The organism is Clostridium estertheticum subsp. estertheticum, from assembly GCF_001877035.1.
Lineage (GTDB): Bacteria > Bacillota > Clostridia > Clostridiales > Clostridiaceae > Clostridium_AD > Clostridium_AD estertheticum.
Window position 1 is genome coordinate 2761191 of sequence record NZ_CP015756.1, and the last position, 21110, is coordinate 2782300.

Genomic DNA, 21110 nt, shown 5'->3' on the forward strand with positions numbered 1-21110 from the left:
TATCAAAAATAGATTTCAAATATCATTACATTCTGTGTTTTCTTCAATAATTTTAATTCTGAAAATAACCATATAAATAGCAAGCAATGTCATTTTAAAAGCAAATTTCAAACCGCCACCTGATAAGTAATCTCTTCCGTGCATACATTCATTTCGTATATTTAGTGAGTTACCATTATACATAAAGTTATATATAAATAATAAATCTGGAACATTATCAAAGCCATTCAAATCAGAATATATTTCCTGCAATAATTCTCTTAACACTGAGCTTGGGTCTTTATATTTCATAAAATCAGTTAAGCTTTCTTTGAATGGTACAATACTTGTAATGGCACCTAATTCGCGTATTTTCATTTCCAAAATAGGAAACAACTGAGTTAAATGTGCTAATTTAAGATTACACTCATACGGAATAATTTCGTATTTCGCATTTTCCGAAATAAACCTGTATACTTGTTCTTCTTTTGTAAATAGTGATGCCATTGCATAAGCATTCTCCTTATATCTTTTATGAACCGCTGATAAATATATATCTATTTTCATATTATTTAAGAATTTATAACTCATAGTATCATTTATATCATCTATTATGTTTCTTAGCATAATATCAATATCATGTTTATCACAGTTTACTTCATTCATTTTCATTGGATATACAGATGTCAGTGAAATTGAAGAAAACATATACATAATTGCATTCTCAGATACATCCTCCATAATCTTGCATATCGATTCTTTATCAGCACAAATGCAACTTTTTGCTGCAAAAATTGGATTTCTTATAACCTGTTCATTATATAATACAACTTCTTTTGTCGGTACTGAAGTGGTATACTCAAATGTTTGCAAACTACTACATTGCTCTTTATAGTACTTTTGCTCCCATAATTGTTGAGTAAAAATCATATGTTGCTTAATTAGTTTCTTGTCAACATTTTGATTTGTAGAATTTACATTAATTAAGAATTTCATAAAATGGTAAAATAAATCTGCTACTTTAATATCTTTACAAGAATTTATATACTTTTCAAATGCTTTGACTGTTAGTAAATAGTATTCGTTATCTATTTGTTTAGGAATCTCTTCAACGCCTAAGAACTGTGACAATTCTGAAATGTTCGTGATTGTATCTATCTTTTTATATTGTTCTTGATAAAAACTTCGAACCAATGCCTTCTGTTCCTTGCTTAACGGAATACCTGCATTTATAATCTTATCTAATATTTCAGGTTCAGTTATATAGTGAAGCAATTTTAAAAACTCTATATATTCTTCTTTTTTTGCAACATTCGCCATCATTCTTTCTTTAAATAGAAATGATATAATCTCAAAAGAAGAAGAATTTACGATTTCAAATGATTTGTCAGCATTCTTAATAATACCGCCAAGTAATTTACAATGTTGAATAATTGTATTGTTGCTTGGCACTTTACGAAACTGAATTAGACATATTGTTTCAATAATGAAATCTATCTCTTCACAATTAAAATAATTTTGGATTTTACGCAACACGTCTTCTGTCCATAACGTAAAATCTGGAGTTGTCGTAATTCCATTTGAAAAAATTGGTACTAATTTTCCATGTCTTATAGATATCTGTAACATATCCATCACATATTCTTCTTGCCATGTAATAAAATGTTCCCTTTCCATATGATGAAAATTAAAAGCATTTCCAGATAAAATTATCTCTTTGTGTTTTTTTACAAATTCCCCCGTATCTTTATAATATTTCTTTTCAATATTATCACTAAGACACTTCCTTGCATTTTCTAATCCAGGCAATTTAATATCTGATGCTAATGCATATATATCCTCTTTATACAATTCGAAAGAGTCCATATTAATTAAATTCCAAAAATTCTTCTGTTGTAATAATCTATAATCAACAACATATTGCGTTTTATTATCCTGATTTTCTAGCTTTGTAAGCCATATTACAAAATAAAGAGCATGTCCAAATTCTGTTGCTATACAAGATTTACATTCGTCTCGTTCTATAACTCCGTTGAAATACTTCGCAAGCATATATAAATCTATACAAACTTTATTTTCAAATTCGGGAATAGTTCTGCATACTTCTACTATTTTAATGAAATGCAACAAAACCTCTCGTAAATTTCGATATTGGGTTTGAAATTCCTCCCAATTACTTACATCATCCAGTGTAAAATTTACTTCAATGTACTCAATTATCCATTGCCACTCCTGGCTCTTTGCTAATAATCCATCAACATATTTAACCTGTTCTTCATGGCCAAAATAATTATTCATAATTTACCTCCTCCAAATACCTCACTAGATTATTATAAATCTAATTAGGTACAATGTCATATCCAAATCTTCTTCTAAATTGGTGTAGTTGTGGTATAGTAGAGCCTCTATTTCTACTAAGAATTCTTTATCTACTAGGTTTACAAGGTAACTTAACGATAGTTCCCCCCGATATCCCATCTTCTCATACAAATGCTGATTCCTTTTGCATAATTCTAGTGTTGTTAACATCCATTTATAATTGTTTGTATAAAGTTGTTTTATTAATTGTAATGCTTGTTTTCCGTAACCATATCCTCGATATTCTGGAAGGATACAAAAATAATGATATAACTACAAATATCAGATGCGATTATACCCTTATTTTCTATATTCGATAATATACTTGTAAATTCCAGTAAAAACCTTATTTACTTATGATACGGTTCACCATATCATATTCTAAATTTTTTCACATTTATATATTTTTCTATCTTCATCTTAGCTTCACATTATTAGCCTAATTAGAAGCTCTACAGCATGTCCAATTATAGACATTATAAGAATAATGAGAAGTTTATAATTAGTCTTTCTTAGTGTTATTATTTACGCATGACAATGTCATATTTTATAAAATTGTTTATATTTTTACCGCCAAACCAATAAATAAAGCGAAAAACAGCCCACTTTTAGTTGAATTCTATAAAGAGATTCGGTTGGCACACCAAGTACCATGCTCTTATAGTTCTAAATTAAACCACCTCTGTCACTAATGTCAGGCAATATTTCTGAATTTTTTTATACTAAGGTATTTAATCTAATCTCTGATGTATTGTTTTTTTAATTTCGTCAAAATGTTTCTTTCACAAAATTAATGAATCTTCCACTTTGTAGAAAATTGAAATTATGTTACATAAGGAATCACCTTCTGAACATAATTCTTTTGATTTGTTTAAGCAAATATCACGCTCTTTAATGTTTTTTTGAATTTCAAAAAACCTTCCTTATTCATAGTAATTTTTGAAATTGATGTATATTACATATAGTATTCCGATTTCATAATAGTAATTTGCATTCAGTTTATCAAGTCTAATTGCCTTTTTATAGTCGTTTATGGCTTATATTTTTTACCAAATTTCTTTTTCTTGTGCATTTTTTACTAGGAATAAAACATAATTTTATTTTACAAAGTCTAATTCTTAAATATCCCCACCATTCTTCATTAAAATCTATTTCTTTACACTTGGCATCTAAGGTTCTATATACACTTTCTAACTCTTCTATCGTTTTTTTTGTTAATTTCATTGTTTGAATTGTCCCTTCAATTGCCACACATAATTTAAAATAATAACGAAGAATATCTATTAACTTATAATCTTCTTTTATGTGATTTTTAATTCCATTTAATACTGTAATCACTTCTCTAGCATCATAGTTTTTGAACTCAACATACTCATTATTTATTGAGTTAATTCTTGAAGTAAGCGCATCACTTAAGGATAATTGATTTATTTCTGAAATATTATCTAGAGCTTTGTCAATAGCTGAAAAATATTTATCAACCACATCACTTAAAGATTCTTTAATAACCTCTTTTTGAAGAATCTTTATTTTTAATTTTATTAAAATTTCTCTACAATTATCTATTATTGTTCCATTTCCTTTAATATTCTCAAGACTATGTTTCATATATTCATCAGACAGTTTTACATATAGTTTTTCCACAGTAGTTACATCTTCAAACTTTATTTTGATTTCTCCATAATTCTGTTGTTTTAAATCTAGCATAGAAATAAATGCCACTATATAATGAATTGTTTGATATAGTACACCATCTATCATGTATTCAAACTGTTTATTAATCGTTTTTTTATGTTGTTCAGGAACTTTTAATAATGGTTGAATTTCTTTAACATGATTTTTTATAAAATAACTATTATTATATCTAAAGACCTTTTCGATAAATGTTATTAACTGCATTGTATCAGAAATTTTTACTTCATTTTCTAAGCTTTCAATGTACTTAATAATATTTTTAAATTTTTCGATAAATTCTTTTTCTTCCTTTATTGATAACAAATATTGAAAATATCCTTCTAAATGTTCTTGAAAAAAGTCAAATTCAATTCCACTATCTTCCTTTAATGAGTCTTCAATTTTTTGTACATTTGTCTTCACCTTATCTATAACATCTTCATAAAACATATAATATAGTATCCCATTAAATAATACTGTTTTTGTTTCTTTTGTATAAGGGCTATTATATATACAATTTTTTATTATTTTAATGACATACTCATTCTCTTTACTTTTGTCCTTACGCTCAAAATAATTTTTTATTTCTTTTAAAAATATCAGTTTTTCATATTCTTCTTCAAATATAATTTTTATAAATGCTATTGTAAATACAACAAAAACACAATCATCATTTGATAAATTACTAGTTGTACTATTAGGACTAGAAAACCAAAACTTATTTACAATTCTGAGCACCCTTTTAAGTTCTCTAATTAATTTTTTAAACTTTCTAGGATTTGACAAGTGCAGACAAAGTTTATCATAGACTATTATCCATGATTCATTATCCCCACCTTCGGCTTTTTCAATTTTTTCCAATCCAATATCTATTACATCTTTTATATACACATAAAAACTTCTTCGTAATGTTTCTACACTTACTTTTATAAATTCACTAGATTCCACAAAATCTCTTTTAAATATAATTTGATTCCTTTTGTTATAATATTCGTACATATCTATGTATGAAATATCTTCCAATATTGTTCTATCATTAATAAATTTATCTAAATATTCTCTAGTTATCTTCCCTGAAATTATTTTTTCATAATCTACAAAAAAAAGTATAGTGCATCCATTTAGTTCTAATATTTCTTTAATGAATTTAAATGTTTCAAATATTTCAAGCTCTCCAGACCTATCTAAATCATCAATTAATATGTATATCCGTTTATTAGTATTTTGTCTTAATAATCTTTTTATATCTCCATTTATTTTATCTTTTGCCTCATTAAAGCTATCTAACCCAACAGATGGCAATTGAAACATTTTTGAGATGACTGAAAAGCCGTCTCTTCCAATTTGATTACCCAAAATATAAAATATAGTATCAAAGTAACTTTTTAAAGAACTACTTTTCCCGGTATATATACCATTTTCAATAAAGATTTTATTAAATTGAATTTTTATATTTCTTAGCATCTTCTCCATGCTATTTTCAATTTTAGGTTCAACAAATACAAAATACGCTTGTTCTTTTAATTCATCTTTTAATGCATTTAAGAAACATGTTTTTCCACTACCCCATCTACCAGTAATAGCCATCGCAAATGGTTCATCAAAATTTCTTTCTTTAAATTCTCCAATTAAATAACTCAACTGTTGCCTTCTTATTGGGTATAAATACTCTTTCTTTGTAATAGGTATATCTTCTTCTTCGTTAAAACTCAAGACATCTTTGGCTCCTATTAGCTCAAGCTTCCTCTTCCATACTTGTGGTATTATATATATCCTTAGAATTTTTTCTTTATTTTTAATAATCTTTTTTAAAAGGCACTGCTTTATATAATTAAATACATTATTTATATCTTTACATATATAAGTTTGATTGTTTTTTATAACAGTCAATAAACTAATAATTGCCACTCCTATAATACCTTCAAAGGTATCTAATCGTCCAACATACCCTAACAGCAATAATAAAAATCCTATATTATATATTAAGTATTGTGTTAATTCAGATATTATTTTATCAACAGATCTTAAATACATAGCTATATTAGCTATAAAATATAAAGTTAATACTACCGAAAGCAAAGTATATAGATATATTGGTGCACTTGGATTTTCAATGATTTTAATGTTTGTCATTTTAAGGAATATTCCAAATCCAGTATATATAATCCCTTTCATTATGCCTTCGGCCATTGATATGATTAAACTTTTAAACCTCTTAATTTTGAAAAGTATTAAAATCACATCGCGACATATTAGGTATAGATGTATCATAACAAGAATTGCAATAACTTTTAATAGTATTTGTGTTTTATTACTACTATACCAATTAGGAAATATAATTTGTTCAAAAAAATTTAGTATGTTTATATTTTCCAGCACTTTTACCCCACTCCCCATTACTCTTATATTCAATTGCAAACTTAACTATATTTATAATATTTTCTTTTATCCTAATTAAATATTTTTAATATATTAAAAAGTGTTTACTATATATTATGGAATTGTTTTTTTAATATTTCAGAAATCTACATACCTTATGTTTAATCTACCTTTTCAATTAATTCTCGTATCATAGTAGCATTATTAAGTGAGTTTACATGAATTTTTCTTCCAATAATCCCAATATATCTTCCAATTTCAGAATAAGTATCTTCCATGTAATCTAATGCAATATTGTCAGCTTCAATTTCATAGCTTCTATTCGCTTCGAGTACACCACTCTCATCTTCTTTTGCTACTAAACACTTATATTTATTTTGAGTAAATTGACCTACGTGAGCAAGTTCGTGTGCCAATATAAATTCAATATATAAGTCACAAACCCTATTCGCTCTTTTAAAGTTATAAAAGTTATGAAAAATGAACTTTAGAGTCTGAGTCAATTTTTCATAATATATATTGACGATAATTTGTCCACTTTCCTTTAACAGTGAAGTTTTACCTAATAATCCATTTGGATCCGGGTATCTATCATCTGAAATAGCCCAAGGTGACTCTAATGAGAAAATAAATTGATAATTATTAATGTCCATAAATTCTTTAATACGCCCATTAGATTGATTATATATTGTGCTTATTCTTTTTTTGACATTCTCAGTACTAAATTCTACACTGTGTAATGACATAATTTAATCTCCTTAATCTAAAAATTCTATTTTATTGGTGCTTTTGTGATGTAACATCTAATCTCCAATACATTCTAAATATCTTAGAACTTATTGATTCCGCCAACTTCTTATTATTAGCCTTATAGGTACATGGATAATGGAAAGTTACGTTCTATTCGAACTTTACTTTATATCACTATAATTTTTTCATTAGATTTGCAAGGTGAGGCAATGCAAATACATACAGTTGCTGGATCAATATCATATTTTGTTGCTACAATATTGAAATTAACCGCTGTACATGTAAGATACATATCTTCATCTTCAGAATTAATTTGTATTTTCAAAAGTTTTTCTCTTTCAGAATATGCTTTAATAATTTCTAATCTTTGATTCTGAGTTAATGAATTAAATTGTTTTATTATAATATTAGCGTCTTCTAGACTATTTGAAAATAGTTTACAAAAATCTAAAGTTTTACTAAATTCTCTTTTAGAAAATTTGATATACCTTATTTTTTTCATTACATATTCCCCAAAATTCTTTTACACTTTTAAATTCTAACTTTTTCTCTGCCTTTAGTTTTAAAAGTAACTTTTCAATTATATTGCATTCTGAAGAATCAAAAAAATAATAAATACATTCATTAATTTTTGCATTATCAATAATTTCAAACAAATGATAGTCATTATATGGAGATAATCCTAAAATTGAAAGAGTTCCTGTTATACTTCTAAATTCTTCTATAGAGTAGTCTTCTTGAAATCTTAAGTTCGGATTTGTAACTTTAATTTTAATTGCATCAGCAAAATTAACTATTAATTTATTATTTTCATTTTCCCAACTATCAACATCTTTACTAACTAATTCATTAGATAAATATGCATTTGTCATTTTATTAACAGCTTCATTTGCTAATGAAGCTTGCTTTATTTGATATTGTTTATAATCTCCACAATATGTTGACAAAGCCGTTGAATGTAAATAGTCATATGTAGGGTCATTTGGTATACCTTCTAAAGGATTGTCATGCAGTTGATTTCGAAATGATGAAGGATTATACACTTCGCTTAATCTATCAAATTGTCCATGAATGTGATAAACATGTTTTCCTACACCTGCTTCAATATTATTATCATAATTAGTTGAAAAAATATTATCAAAATTAGAAAGAAAAGTTTTGAAAGAATCACTATATTTTTCATGTAATAAGTTTAATTTTCCATGATTATATATTGAAAACAAATATGACATTCTCATAGATTCTCGTATTGTATATTGCTCTGGATTTATAATTTTAAATTTATGACAAACTAAATCATGAACTAAATAATAGTCTTCAAAACCAATATCTGTAATCCTTAATGATTTCTTTCTAGTTTTATATCTTTCCTTAAAATCTCCCAAAGCTTTTCTTTCTGCCGTGCACGTTATTGAATCATCTATCACACCATCCAACATTTCCCTAGCAAATAAAAACAGTCTTCCTAGATAATACTTAAGCAACAAAGGCTCATTAACTATAAAATCATATGGATAATCTGATTCATCTAAAGCTGTTAAAATTCTTAATACTATATTTTGATTTGTATAGCTTACATTATCATACTGTATATTGATTCCATTTCCAACCAATAAATTTCTCATAATTTATCTCCTTATCTATATAAATTAAGTGTATTTTTTCTTAAATAACTTTATCACTAATTATCTTCATAAACAATAACTCAATACTTCTCTTACTTCTTTAAGTATAAATTACCACATAAAAATTTTATCGCATTTATCTTTACTTATGATACAACATTTTACTTGTAAAACTAACTTAAGCCTAATAATTTCAATGGTTAATGCCAATTCTCGCATTTATTTGTTATACATTTCACCATACTACAAGCTAAATTTCAATAAATTTAACTCCACATTATTAAGCTAATACATATGTTAATTATAAGAAATTCATTATTCCAAATATATGATAACTCCTTGAAAATAAATTTTTCTTACTATACTCATCTTCTGCAATCTGTTCTAATTCACAAATCAAATCATTATACTTAATAAAAAAATTATCATTTCTTTCATTAAACTTAACATCATTAGGAAAAATAACTGATATCTTCATGAAAGAATGATACGTTGAATTTAATACATTTTCTAATACATTCATAAGCTCTGCTGAAATATCATTAGGATAATACTGATAAAGTTTATCAATCGCCTTCTCTGTTAGGTATATACAGTTTTTTATCCAATCTCTCACACTAAAATATTGATTGTTTGAGCATTAATTACTTGTACCTTATCATCAAACTTCAAATTCATCAGTTGATCAAGTTCCGTTTTTGTATAGTTATCTCCAGAATGGTTTTTAATGTACAATTGTCCAAGAGTATCAATAGTTCCTCTCATGTTACCAACAATATGTTTTATTCTTACCTTTATACATTTCTTAGCAGAATCATTACGTTTTGTGTTTGGTATATAGACTTGAGTTATATAAAACATGAAGTTTATGATATATCCAATTGAAAATTGAAATAAAAGATTAAACCAAACTTCTGCTCCGTCAAACCACTCAGTACAATCTATTGATAAAATATAAGAAACTATAATAAATAAAGCAAATAAAAATGTTATCCAAATCCACTTATTTGTTCTTGTAAATCTATTCTAAATACCCTTTTTCATAATTTTACTTAATCCTCCCAACACATTAACACAAGTTATGAATAATCATAGTAATATATTAACTTCCTATTATAAACATTAAGGCTTGTACTAAATATAGAATAGAGTAACTGCATATTATTAGCCTAATGGGCATCTCCACATTTTGTCCAGTTTTTCTAATTTCTTTAGTAATCTTACAGTTGTTTATGACGAACTTTAAGAACAGAGCGACTTAATGAAATTATATATTATTCTGATTTGTAATATTCGTTTTTGTATACAAAGCTATTGGATTTTCGTATCATCATTTTGTAAATTATCCCTTATCTGCTCTATAGTAGTTAAGGTCTCTAAATGATAGTTCGTATATATTCGCAACAACTTCCCTTTTACAGACCTTAGATAAAACAAATTATTCCTATCCTTGACTAATTCCTTGAATCCGCCTAAATGCTTATGTACATACTTATGATGATAACAACACAACACTATTCCATTTTTATAAGTGTCTAAACTCAAGTCATCACACACTTCTTCCGACAAATTTTGTATGTGATGCATTTCCACATATCTTTTTCCTTTTTCATCTTCTATAATAGGAATTTTCAATCCAATATCTTCAGTAGAACATATTTGACATCTACGACTATACAATTTTTTAAGTTTATCTGACAAGGTTGCATTTCTTTTCTGTTTTTCAATAGTGGCTAATTCAGTTATAGGTCCTGAATTTTGAATAGCTTCTAGCTCTTCTAAATATTTTTCTCTTTGTTCTTTCTCATCTTCTGATATTCCAAAGACACTCTTATCTACCTCTATACTTACTCCATTAACCCTATTCTTAAACACTCTAGTGTATCCATAACTCTCTATCAGTGTAGTTATAGAAATATCCTTTATAGTACTTATTCTATCTAAATAACTATACTCACTTGAACGGCTTTCTACACAAACATTATTATCCTCATCTGAAAAACTCTCCAACATTAGTGCTATTTTTGTTTTAACATCTAAGTTTAATAATTTTTTTCTTTGCTCTTCTTTCCAATCATATGGAATATAATCTATTGGCAAATCCTTATAAGAATCTATCCTTTCTAATCCTATAGAACTTAAATACTCCTCAAGTTTAATATTCCTTTTGGTACAATATGAACTTAAATTACCATATAAATTATCTAAAGAATGTATGTAAACTTTATTATCATAAACTATATAATCTTCTTTTAGAATTTTTTCATAGTCCATTATTCTTCTTTCAGAATTTTCAATACGACCTCTCTTATAATTAAATCCTAAAGCCTTTATCATTTCAGTGTAAGTAGTATACCCATTCCTCTTAGGTAACATTTTTAAAGTGTCATACATTTTATCACCTATAGGAACATTAACAAAATTATCTTCATCTGCATAACTTTTTAATATATCTTTTATTACATCAATTGTATAAATAACATTCAAATTTTCTTTTAAATACTCTACACCTAATGTATTTAGATAATCTCCAACCGAAATATCCAACTTTAAACGTCTTTTATTTATTCTACTGTATAATGAGGAATTTTCACTTGCATTAAAACTTGTAAATTTTAGTGACTCTCCTTCAGTATTTAAATTACGTATATCTCTTAATATTTTAAAATCTATGTCATTATGCGATAAATATCCAAACTCTATTAACTTCTCTTTTACAACTCCACTGAATTTAAAATGACACTTAAAAATATTATTGTTCTTGACTAATATAGCTATATCTTCTATACTATCTTTTCCAAAGTATATATTTAAACTAATTAATCCATCTGAACTTTCCTGTATAACTTCTCTCTTACTTAATGTTTTAACTATTAAAGTTATTTCTTCTTCAGTGAAAGCTGCTCTATTCCACGAAGGAGGGTCAATCCACTTGACTCCTAATCTACTATCAAGGGATTGCTTGCTTTTAAGATTTACAAACAAAGCTATACTAGATTTTACACATGTATATTCCTTAATTAGTTTTTTTAAATTATAAACATCAATATCTGAATAAGAAAACTCTGAATCATCTGTAAATGTATCTTCCATTGTATACTTACAAGTTTTTACTGTATATCCTAATTTCTTTAAATAATCTACAATACTAATATTACTATTCTTACAATGAATTCCTATTGATAAATATAACCCAGAATTATTTTCATGAAAACTAACTAAATTATCTATTATCTTATTAGGACAACAATTTATCAAGTTTTCTTCTATATTTTCTACCGAAAAAACACCACCATTTCGAAAATAGTTTAATCCTAGTTTTTTTACAATGTAATCTTTTCTATTCAGTTTAGATATTTTCTGTGATCTTTTGAATTCGTCATAAAAATCTAAAGTAATTATATTTTTAGTACACCCATCTGGATATACCTCTAATAATTTATTTCTCATTATTTCATCGTCTTCACTTCTAATATTAATAAAATCAGTAACTTTCATAATTTCTCCCATGTTTGATTAGATTTAGTTGATTTTTCTTATCCAAGTATTTAAGTTTCATACTTAATAAATACTTTACAAGTTTTACATATCACTAGGCCCTTACTAATCAATTATATTTTAATTTTTTTAACTGCTCATTATAGAGATTCTTTGAAGTTACATTTTTCCTACCATAAACGCTTTCTTTACATAATTCAACAAACATTCATAATTTTCCTTTAAATTTTGCAAAAAAAATATATTCACCCCTTAAATTGCCATAAAACGCCTCCGTTAATTTACGAAAACCACTAGTATTTTATATATGATCCGCATTAATATATATTTTATAATTTTCAAATATATCATCAAATAAAAATAAGGCATTATCTCCAATTACTATTTTAACGGAAAAATGCCTTCACTCTTTTAATTATTATATTTAAATATGTTTATATTTATTTGTTCATCTATTTTTACTGAATAATTTGATCTCAATCTAGTTGAATAGAAGCTACATTTTAGATTAAATCAAATAACAATTACTTCCAGGGTACTACTATATATATCAAATCATACTTTTCTATATCTTCACTAGTATTTCATTTATATCTTTGCTGACCTTTACTCTTTCCTCATAAACCCAATCTACATCAAATTCTAATTTGAATTTTTTAGAGAATGAATAATACATATTTATTTTTTGATAATATATTTCCAAATCCTCTAAATTATTTTTTAAACATTCTGGTTTAAATAAACTCTCTTGTTTATAAATAAATAGCTCTTCTACATAATGTAAAAATGTATTCATTAATTCCTCTCTTGAGATATCAAATGGAACTTTCAATAAATCCCATTGAACTTCTTCTTTTAACTTGTAATTCTTTATTCTATCTAGAATTAATATATAATCACTAATATCCATTTTAGTATAATAGTCTAATTTCTCTTCCCTAGTACTCCATAAAACTAGTTTATCAATTAAAGGTAAACCTTTGATTTTCACTATAACATCTGATGGTCCAATAACTGCTTTCTTTATCTCTTCATCTTTAACTTCCAATCTAGATTTAATGAAATCTTGAGTATCTCCTGCGCTGGCTACATACCCTACATCATAGATACCTCTTCGTCCTGCACGTCCACTAACTTGCTTTACTTCTTGTGATGTTAGTTCTCGTACTTCTTCACCGTCAAATTTTTTTATACTCATAAAAATAATTCTTCTAATAGGTAAATTGACCCCCATGCCGATTGCATCAGTAGTTACTAAAATTTTCGCCACCTTATTTGTAAATTGTTTATATTGAATTTTTCTAACTTCTGGTGGTAAATCTCCATATATTATGCTAGTTTTAATACCTATCTTAGAATACCTTTCTGCTATTTCTAATACTCCCTTTTTAGAAAACACTACAATTGCATCACCCTCTTGAATATGATTATAATTAAAATTTATGTTTTCAACTTCTAAAGGGATATCTCTTGTATATTCTTTTATAGAATACTTATCTCCACAGTCATTTATAATTGTTTCTAGTATGTTTTTCGTATTAGCGGCTCCACATATATGAATCTCTTTACATCTTAATCCTAATAAGGCCTTACTCCATGCCATTCCCCTATGTTGATCTTTAATCATTTGAATTTCATCAATAACAGCTATATCATAATGTTCCTTTAAATTAACCTTTTCTATTGTACACGAAACATGGGTTGAACCTATCTTTAATACTTCTTCCTCCCCAGTTAATAGGTCACAAATTATTCCATCATTATTCAATTTTTCAAAATTCTCTAAAGCAAGAATTCTTAGTGGTGATAAATATATACCCTTTTGTGCAGCTTTCAGACGTTCTACAGCATTATATGTTTTACCTGTATTCGTATCGCCTAAATGAATGTAAATCATTCTATCCATACCTCTAGCTTCTACATACTCATCTTTAGGGTTATTCGGAAATTTTTCTTCAAACTCCTTAATAATTAATTTTGGTATATGTTGCTTCGTAAGTAATAGCATGAACCCATAATTTAAAAAAGTGTTATAGTTCCCTCTTAAAACCTTATGAAACTCAAAATCAGTCCCATTCCTCTTATTGTAATCCTCAAGCATTCTTTTTGATATATCTTCTAATAATTCCTCGTATTTCTCATACACCTTTTTAAAATCCTTGAAACCTTCATTTTCTAGCTCTTTAATCTTTTTTAGTTTTTTTCTTATTGCTACTTCATGTTCAATAAGAGCTCCTGGCTTTGAATGATGAACTATCTCTTCAATTTGACTAATTTGACCTTTTAATTTTTTAAATTCTCTTTGAGATTCATTTCTTTTCATCTCGTCTCCTCCAACTAAACTTCCTAATTAATCTTAACTTTAAAATATATGGTTTCCTAATGTTACAAAAACTATAACCACTCTTTGAATTAACTATGTTTTCTATTTATAATTCTCCATTTATATGAAATACTCACTTTATAATTACTTCGAAAATTGCATTAGTAAAAACATTAGATACAGTAAATTCTACAATACTTTAAATAAAACACCCAATAACACTTGTTTTAGTGAACAAGTGTTATTGGGTGCTTTTTATTGGATATCTACCCTTTTAGATACAAATCCCTTTTAGTGTAATCCTATACTTATATTTTTTTTGACATCTTCTTTATTTTTCATTCTTGATTTAAGTATATTATAAATCACACCAAGTATTATAAACCATACAGGTGTTACAAATAAGGCTACACGAGTTTCCTTAGTAAGTGCCAATACAACTATAATGAAAGCAATAAATGCTAGAATTATATAGTTAGAAATTGGGTAAAATGGCATTTTGAATTTGCTCTTAGCAGCAAGTTTAGGATTAGTTTTGCGATATATTAAATGGCAGACAACTATAATTGCCCAAATGAAGATAAAGCAGAATGTTGATATACTTGTAATGAGTACAAATACACCTTCTGGCATAATATAATTCAAAATAACTGAAATCAAGATAACAGTTGCCGAGAACATTAAAGCATTAGAAGGTACTTGATTAGAAGTTAATTTTTTCATTGACTCAGGTGCATTCTTTTCTTTAGCAAGAGAGTAAACCATACGGCTTGTGCTGAATATACCGCTGTTACAAGCAGATGCAGCTGATGTTAGTACAACAAAATTTATAATACTTGCTGCCGCTGGGATTCCCACTGCAGAAAACACCTGTACAAATGGGCTTTTATCGGGATTAATTGAATTCCATGGGTATATACTCATAATAACAATAAGTGCCCCAATATAGAAAATAATAATTCTAATTGGAATATTGTTAATAGCACTTGGAATAACCTTTTCTGGATTTTCAGTTTCGCCAGCTAGTAACCCAACTAATTCTATTCCAGTAAAAGCAAATACAACCATTTGGAAGGACAGAATAAAACCACTTACCCCATTAGGAAACCAACCACCATGATTCCAAAGGTTTGTAAAGCTAGACACGCCAGCATTTGTAGAAAATCCTTTAATAATCATGAATGTACAAATTATAATTAGTGCTAAAATTGCGACAATTTTAATTAAGGCAAACCAGAATTCCATTTCACCGAATAACTTTACTGTAGTAAGGTTCATAATTAGTAAAATTACAAGAGCTATAAGGCTTGGAACCCATTGCGCTACATTGGGTAACCAGTATTGTACATAAAGTCCAGTAGCAGTTAAGTCAGCCATAGCAAGTGAAATCCAACAGAACCAGTATGTCCATCCAGTAATAAATGCTGCTCCGTTACCTAGATAATCCTGTACAAAATCTACAAATGAATGATATTTTGAATTAGAAAGCAATAATTCCCCAAGTGCACGCATAATAAGAAAACAGATTGTGCCTGTTATCGCATATGCAAATAAAATAGATGGACCTGCCAAGTGAATTGACCTTCCTGAACCAAGGAATAACCCAGTTCCAATTGCACCTCCAATTGCAAGCAATTGAACATGACGATTTTTCAGACCTCTTGATAAATTTTCATTTTCTGACATATATATTCCTCCATCTCAGTCAAAAGGCATGTACTAAAAAATGCCTTTTCCTATATAAATATTTTGCGATTGGAGATACAACTGGGAATAGATAAGATCTAAATGAAGTAATTGGTAATATATTACTTTCGTAAGATATGTTACCTGTCCCCTGTCCTTTTACCTGAGAGTTTCGCCTTTACAGCTTTCTCCTTCGGTGCTCATTATGAGTCTCTCCAAGGGTTCATCCAATAGCGGTCATCTCTAATTAAATAGGTACCTGAAAGATTTACCCCTTCGGTGAATGGCATGCCATTACTCTCCCGCTATCTTCATCTGAACTATTAAATTTTATTGTTTCATAGTAATACATATTCGATAAATTTGCAATGATTTTTTCACTTTTAATGTAAATAAAAAGTTTATTTAGTCACAATTACTAAAAATGTATTGCACTACTATAGTTTATATTTTTATTGTACATCTTTCTTAATGCTCCTTATACTTAATATTGTTCCAATGATAAATGTTGTGCATAAAACTATAATACCAAGAGCATAATTTGTGTAAGTTCTTCCATTTTCATGGGGACTTAATATAGTTGGAATAGTCCACGGAAATAACGTATTAAATGGTGTATTCATTATTATGAGGGAAACAGTTGTAGCACCTACCCCTAGTATTATTGGTGGAACTATACTTTTGTAATAAATAGCTAAGAAGGCAACTATAGGAATTAATGCAAAGTGCATAATAATCATAAAAATATAAGTTTTACCGTTATATAGTAAAATACTAAAAGTTAAAGGTTCATGTTTTATGGTAAGTCCTAAAAGCATTGCCAAGATAAATGAGGATATAAGTGTAATAGAAATAAGAATTAATACAACAACAAGTTTACTTATAAAAAATTGCATTCTATTTATTGGATAAGTAAACATGCTATTTACTGTATTTTCTCTATATTCCCGTGAATATATATATCCTGCTAATACAGAAAAGAAAGCAATCCCAAGCATTACATTAACAAGCATTTCATTAGTTGTAAAATAATCTTTCCAAACAACAATAGGAAACTTTTTATTAACTGCATACATTGAAAACACTAAAATATTAGGAAACAATGAACATAGAGGCATACACCACAAAATTTTACATTTTTTTAGCTTAAGGAATTCAGTCTTTATCACCGTTGATAAACTTACACCATTATTCATTTAAATCATCTCCTACTAACTTAATAAAATAATCTTCAAGACTGTCTCTGTGTAGAATTATGATTGTACATAAATTCAAATAATAAAAATGTATTGTACTACTATAATTTATATTTTTATTGTACATCCTTCTTAATGCTCCTTATACTTAATATTATTCCAACGATAAATGTTGTACATAAAACAATAATACCCAGAGCATAATTTGGGTAAGTTCCTTCATTTTGTTGAGGACTTAATATAGCTGGAATACTCCAAGGAAATACTGTATTAAATGGAGTATTCATCATAATGAGAGAAACAGTTATAGCACCTACCCCCAGTATTATTGGTGGTAATATACTTTTATAATAAATAGCTAAGAAGGCAACTATAGGAATTAATGCAAAGTGCATAATAATCATAAAAATATAAGTTTTAGCGTAATATAGTAAAATACTAAAAGTTAAAGGTTCATGTTTTATGGTAAGTCCTAAAAGCATTGCCAAGATAAATGAGGATATAAGTGTAATAGAAATAAGAATTAATACAACAACAAGTTTACTTATAAAAAATTGAATTCTACTTATTGGATAAGTAAACATGCTATTTACTGTATTTTCTTGATATTCCCTTGAAAATATATATCCTGCTAATACAGAAAAGAAGGCAATCCCAAGCATCACGTTAATAAGCATTTCATTATCTGTAAAATAATCTTTCCAAACAACTATAGGATACTTTTTATTAACTGCATATATTGAAAACACTAAAATATTAGGAAACAATGAGCATAGAGGCATACACCACAAAACTTTACATTTTCTTAGTTTAAGAAATTCAGTATGCATAACAGTTGGTAAACTTGCAGCATTATTCATTTATATCACTTCCTACCAACTTAATAAAATAATCTTCAAGACTGTCCCTAAGCAAAGATATTTCTTTAACCTCAACATTATTTTGTATTAGCATCCTATTAATATTAGAAGTCTCTGTTAACCTTTCATAAATTTTAATTACTCCCGGTTCTGATATTATATAATCTGAGATGTTAAATTTTTGTTCTAACATAAATACGGCATCTCTATCATTATTAACTTTAAGCTCAATATAATGTCTGTTTTTCTTTTTTAATGCTTCAGAGTCTATTTCTTCTAGTAGTTTCCCTTTATGTATGATACCCACTTTAGTAGCTAATTGCTGAATTTCACTTAAAATATGGCTTGATATTAATACAGTTATATGCCTTTTTCGCGATAAATCAAGTATAAGTTGTCGTATTTCTTTTATTCCCACAGGGTCTAATCCATTTGTTGGTTCATCTAACACTAAGAATTCAGGATTATGAAGTAAAGCTCTTGCTATGCCAAGTCTCTGTTTCATACCCAACGAAAACTCTTTTGTTTTTCTATTAGCAGCATCAAGTATTCCCGCTACTTCTAGTGATTGTTCTATACAATTTTTGTCTGGAACACCCATAAGTTTTCTGTGAATATCTAAATTTTCTACCGCGGTTAAATTTTCATAAAAACCTGGAAATTCTATAATTGACCCAACTCTTGCAAAATAATGTTTTTTGTCCTCACTCAGCTTTTCACCAAACAATTCAATATTTCCTGTGGTAGGCTTAATTAGCCCCATTATCATTCTCATAGTAGTTGTTTTACCCGCACCATTTAAGCCTAAGAATCCATAAATATCTCCTTTTTCAATTGTTATATTTACGTCATCAACAGCTTTATGTTCTTTATACTGCTTTGTTAGATTATAAGTCTTTAATATGCACTCCATACTTTTCTTCCCCCCAAACATTAATTTATTATCATGTACATAGAATACTATATTAGTTTTAAATAACTCTAACAAATACCTTACAAATACCTTAAATCATAAATATCTATTTATATAAAGGTAAAGAAAATGAAAAAGTAGTTTTCTCATTTAGAATGCTGTTAACTAAAACCTCTCCTTTTAATCTTTCTACAAGTTTTTTAACTATTGCAAGTCCCAACCCACTTCCATGAAATTTTCCATTTCTTGAAGTTTCTCCGATATATAATCTATCAAATATAAATGGAGTGTCCTTCTCCGCAATACCTGCTCCTCCATTCCATATATCTACCCAAACCATAGAGTTTTCTCCTCTGACTTTTATACCAATTATTTTTTCATCTTTTCCATATCTAAGTGCATTAATTAAGAGGTTAGATAATATTCTATCAATTGCTTTACTATCTCCCCAGACAAAAAAATCTTTTTCTGCTATCTCAATGATAGGTTCAATATTTTCATTAACAAATTCTTGATAAAATCCTACTAATACATCTTGAATCATATTGGTCAAATTGATTTTTTCTACTTTAATTAGTACATCTTCTGCTTCTATTTTAGAAAAGCGAAAAAATTCTTCAAGTAACGAATATAATTTTTGTGACTTAGAATATACTATATCCAAAAAATACTTTTTTTCTTTATCATTTAACTTTGAATCCTTCTGTATAGCCTCTAGATATCCAAGTATAGATGTTAATGGAGTCCTTAAATCATGCGAAATATTGGCCACCATTTTTTTCCTCGATTCTTCTAGATATTGTTTTTTTTCAGCGATCCTCTGAAATTCATCTATTATATAATTTAAATTAACACCCAGGTTTTGTATAGCCTTAGTTGAAGAATAAAATCGTACCCTAATATTAAAATTACCACCTTTTATTTTCTCTAATGTTCTATTTATTTCATTTATTTGCTTAGAAAAATAAATATTATTAAATATCAAAATACAACATATGCATACTAATATACAAACAATGTATATATTCATCATTACATCTCCCCCAACTTGTAACCTATTCCCCAAACTGTTTTTATATATTTAGGTTTAGAGGAATTATCCTCAATTTTATTTCTCAGACGACTTATATGTACCATTACAGTATTCTCATCAGTCATATATTCCTCTTTCCAAACAGCACTGAAAAGTTGAGACTTAGTGAATACTTTGTTTGGATAAGTCATAAAAAGTTTTAGTATCTCAAATTCCTTTGAAGTAAGTGGTATATTTTTTTTGCAAACTTTAAGTTCATAAGTATTTAAATCTAATTGAAGATTTCCGTGTTTTAATACTTCATCTTCCTCAAACTCGCTATTATTAAATTGTAAATACCTTCTTAATTGAGATTTAACTCTGGCGATAACTTCTCCTATATCAAAAGGCTTAGTAATATAGTCGTCAGCACCTAACTCAAGTCCAAATATTTTATCTGTTTGTTCATGTTTCGCCGATAAAATAATTACTGGGATTGTACCTTTTTCCCTAATTTTTAAAAGTACTTGTCCCCCATTGAGTTTTGGCAACATTAAATCTAATATAACCAATTGATAAGTCTTATTTTCAAATTTACATACAGCTTCTATACCATCAAAACAACAATCTACAATATATCCTTCCTTTCTTAGATATTTTGTAATAAGATAGTTAATTTCGTTATCATCTTCAACTACTAAAATACTTATATATTCCATATATACTCCCCATTCCCATAACTTACATTTATTTTTATCTCGCCGTTCTGAATAATAATTATAGTATACTACAAAATCTATCAATACCATATGGGTTACAGCAACCATTCATGATCCATCCCCAAGTTTGTAAATTTA

Annotated in this window: 17 protein-coding genes and 1 riboswitch; all 17 genes read right to left on the reverse strand. The window is 27.4% G+C overall.

Annotation, left to right across the window (positions count from 1 at the left end; all coding sequences use genetic code 11):
- Positions 1–15: 15 nt before the first annotated feature.
- Positions 16–2277 carry a hypothetical protein gene (locus tag A7L45_RS12665; protein ID WP_071613117.1) on the reverse strand — a complete coding sequence of 754 codons (2262 nt, stop codon included), beginning with the start codon at positions 2275–2277 and terminating at the stop codon, positions 16–18.
- Between the two features lie 24 nt (positions 2278–2301).
- On the reverse strand, positions 2302–2592 hold the full coding sequence (locus tag A7L45_RS24285) for a GNAT family N-acetyltransferase (protein WP_084647455.1): 291 nt from the start codon (positions 2590–2592) through the stop codon (positions 2302–2304).
- Positions 2593–3260: 668 nt separating this feature from the next.
- The gene (locus A7L45_RS24290; protein WP_420912640.1) at positions 3261–3371 is read right to left on the reverse strand and encodes a hypothetical protein; all 111 of its coding nucleotides are present in this window, start codon (positions 3369–3371) and stop codon (positions 3261–3263) included.
- Positions 3358–6390 carry a P-loop NTPase fold protein gene (locus A7L45_RS12675; protein ID WP_071613119.1) on the reverse strand — a complete coding sequence of 1011 codons (3033 nt, stop codon included), beginning with the start codon at positions 6388–6390 and terminating at the stop codon, positions 3358–3360. The genes A7L45_RS24290 and A7L45_RS12675 overlap by 14 nt, the downstream gene beginning before the upstream one ends.
- 161 nt (positions 6391–6551) lie before the next feature.
- Positions 6552–7136 (reverse strand): M48 family metalloprotease, encoded by a 585-nt coding sequence (locus A7L45_RS12680; RefSeq protein ID WP_071613120.1) that lies wholly within the window; start codon positions 7134–7136, stop codon positions 6552–6554.
- Between the two features lie 170 nt (positions 7137–7306).
- A complete protein-coding gene (locus A7L45_RS12685) occupies positions 7307–7642 on the reverse strand; it encodes a hypothetical protein (protein ID WP_071613121.1) in 336 nt (111 codons plus the stop codon).
- Positions 7611–8765 (reverse strand): hypothetical protein, encoded by a 1155-nt coding sequence (locus A7L45_RS12690; RefSeq protein ID WP_071613122.1) that lies wholly within the window; start codon positions 8763–8765, stop codon positions 7611–7613. Before A7L45_RS12690 ends, A7L45_RS12685 begins: the two co-directional genes overlap by 32 nt.
- 301 nt (positions 8766–9066) lie before the next feature.
- On the reverse strand, positions 9067–9381 hold the full coding sequence (locus tag A7L45_RS23875; RefSeq protein ID WP_224616939.1) for a hypothetical protein: 315 nt from the start codon (positions 9379–9381) through the stop codon (positions 9067–9069).
- Positions 9378–9626, reverse strand: a complete 249-nt coding sequence (locus tag A7L45_RS23880) for a hypothetical protein (RefSeq protein ID WP_224616937.1) — start codon at positions 9624–9626, stop codon at positions 9378–9380. Before A7L45_RS23880 ends, A7L45_RS23875 begins: the two co-directional genes overlap by 4 nt.
- A gap of 450 nt (positions 9627–10076) precedes the next feature.
- Complete coding sequence (locus A7L45_RS12700; RefSeq protein WP_071613123.1) at positions 10077–12263, reverse strand: hypothetical protein; 2187 nt, start codon at positions 12261–12263, stop codon at positions 10077–10079.
- Between the two features lie 565 nt (positions 12264–12828).
- Complete coding sequence (locus A7L45_RS12705) at positions 12829–14586, reverse strand: helicase-related protein (protein WP_071613124.1); 1758 nt, start codon at positions 14584–14586, stop codon at positions 12829–12831.
- 291 nt (positions 14587–14877) lie between these two features.
- Complete coding sequence (locus tag A7L45_RS12710; protein ID WP_071613125.1) at positions 14878–16272, reverse strand: amino acid permease; 1395 nt, start codon at positions 16270–16272, stop codon at positions 14878–14880.
- 141 nt (positions 16273–16413) lie between these two features.
- Positions 16414–16501: riboswitch (glycine riboswitch) on the reverse strand.
- Positions 16502–16724: 223 nt separating this feature from the next.
- Positions 16725–17468: an ABC transporter permease gene (locus A7L45_RS12715; RefSeq protein WP_071613126.1), complete on the reverse strand. Its 744-nt coding sequence runs from the start codon at positions 17466–17468 to the stop codon at positions 16725–16727.
- A gap of 116 nt (positions 17469–17584) precedes the next feature.
- On the reverse strand, positions 17585–18328 hold the full coding sequence (locus A7L45_RS12720) for an ABC transporter permease (protein ID WP_084647457.1): 744 nt from the start codon (positions 18326–18328) through the stop codon (positions 17585–17587).
- On the reverse strand, positions 18321–19241 hold the full coding sequence (locus tag A7L45_RS12725) for an ABC transporter ATP-binding protein (RefSeq protein WP_071613127.1): 921 nt from the start codon (positions 19239–19241) through the stop codon (positions 18321–18323). The genes A7L45_RS12720 and A7L45_RS12725 overlap by 8 nt, the downstream gene beginning before the upstream one ends.
- 106 nt (positions 19242–19347) lie before the next feature.
- A complete protein-coding gene (locus A7L45_RS12730) occupies positions 19348–20274 on the reverse strand; it encodes a sensor histidine kinase (RefSeq protein WP_084647458.1) in 927 nt (308 codons plus the stop codon).
- Positions 20274–20972, reverse strand: a complete 699-nt coding sequence (locus tag A7L45_RS12735; protein ID WP_071614968.1) for a response regulator transcription factor — start codon at positions 20970–20972, stop codon at positions 20274–20276. Before A7L45_RS12735 ends, A7L45_RS12730 begins: the two co-directional genes overlap by 1 nt.
- Between the last annotated feature and the right edge of the window lie 138 nt (positions 20973–21110).

Coding starts and splice junctions, on each gene's coding strand:
- A7L45_RS12705 (WP_071613124.1), bottom strand. CDS start 14,586: ATGAAAAGAAATGAATCTCAAAGAGAATTTAAAAAATTAAAAGGTCAA.
- A7L45_RS12730 (WP_084647458.1), bottom strand. CDS start 20,274: ATGATGAATATATACATTGTTTGTATATTAGTATGCATATGTTGTATT.
- A7L45_RS12690 (WP_071613122.1), bottom strand. CDS start 8,765: ATGAGAAATTTATTGGTTGGAAATGGAATCAATATACAGTATGATAAT.
- A7L45_RS12665 (WP_071613117.1), bottom strand. CDS start 2,277: ATGAATAATTATTTTGGCCATGAAGAACAGGTTAAATATGTTGATGGA.
- A7L45_RS12680 (WP_071613120.1), bottom strand. CDS start 7,136: ATGTCATTACACAGTGTAGAATTTAGTACTGAGAATGTCAAAAAAAGA.
- A7L45_RS12710 (WP_071613125.1), bottom strand. CDS start 16,272: ATGTCAGAAAATGAAAATTTATCAAGAGGTCTGAAAAATCGTCATGTT.
- A7L45_RS12700 (WP_071613123.1), bottom strand. CDS start 12,263: ATGAAAGTTACTGATTTTATTAATATTAGAAGTGAAGACGATGAAATA.
- A7L45_RS12725 (WP_071613127.1), bottom strand. CDS start 19,241: ATGGAGTGCATATTAAAGACTTATAATCTAACAAAGCAGTATAAAGAA.
- A7L45_RS12735 (WP_071614968.1), bottom strand. CDS start 20,972: ATGGAATATATAAGTATTTTAGTAGTTGAAGATGATAACGAAATTAAC.
- A7L45_RS12720 (WP_084647457.1), bottom strand. CDS start 18,328: ATGAATAATGCTGCAAGTTTACCAACTGTTATGCATACTGAATTTCTT.
- A7L45_RS23880 (WP_224616937.1), bottom strand. CDS start 9,626: ATGTTTTATATAACTCAAGTCTATATACCAAACACAAAACGTAATGAT.
- A7L45_RS12715 (WP_071613126.1), bottom strand. CDS start 17,468: ATGAATAATGGTGTAAGTTTATCAACGGTGATAAAGACTGAATTCCTT.
- A7L45_RS12685 (WP_071613121.1), bottom strand. CDS start 7,642: ATGAAAAAAATAAGGTATATCAAATTTTCTAAAAGAGAATTTAGTAAA.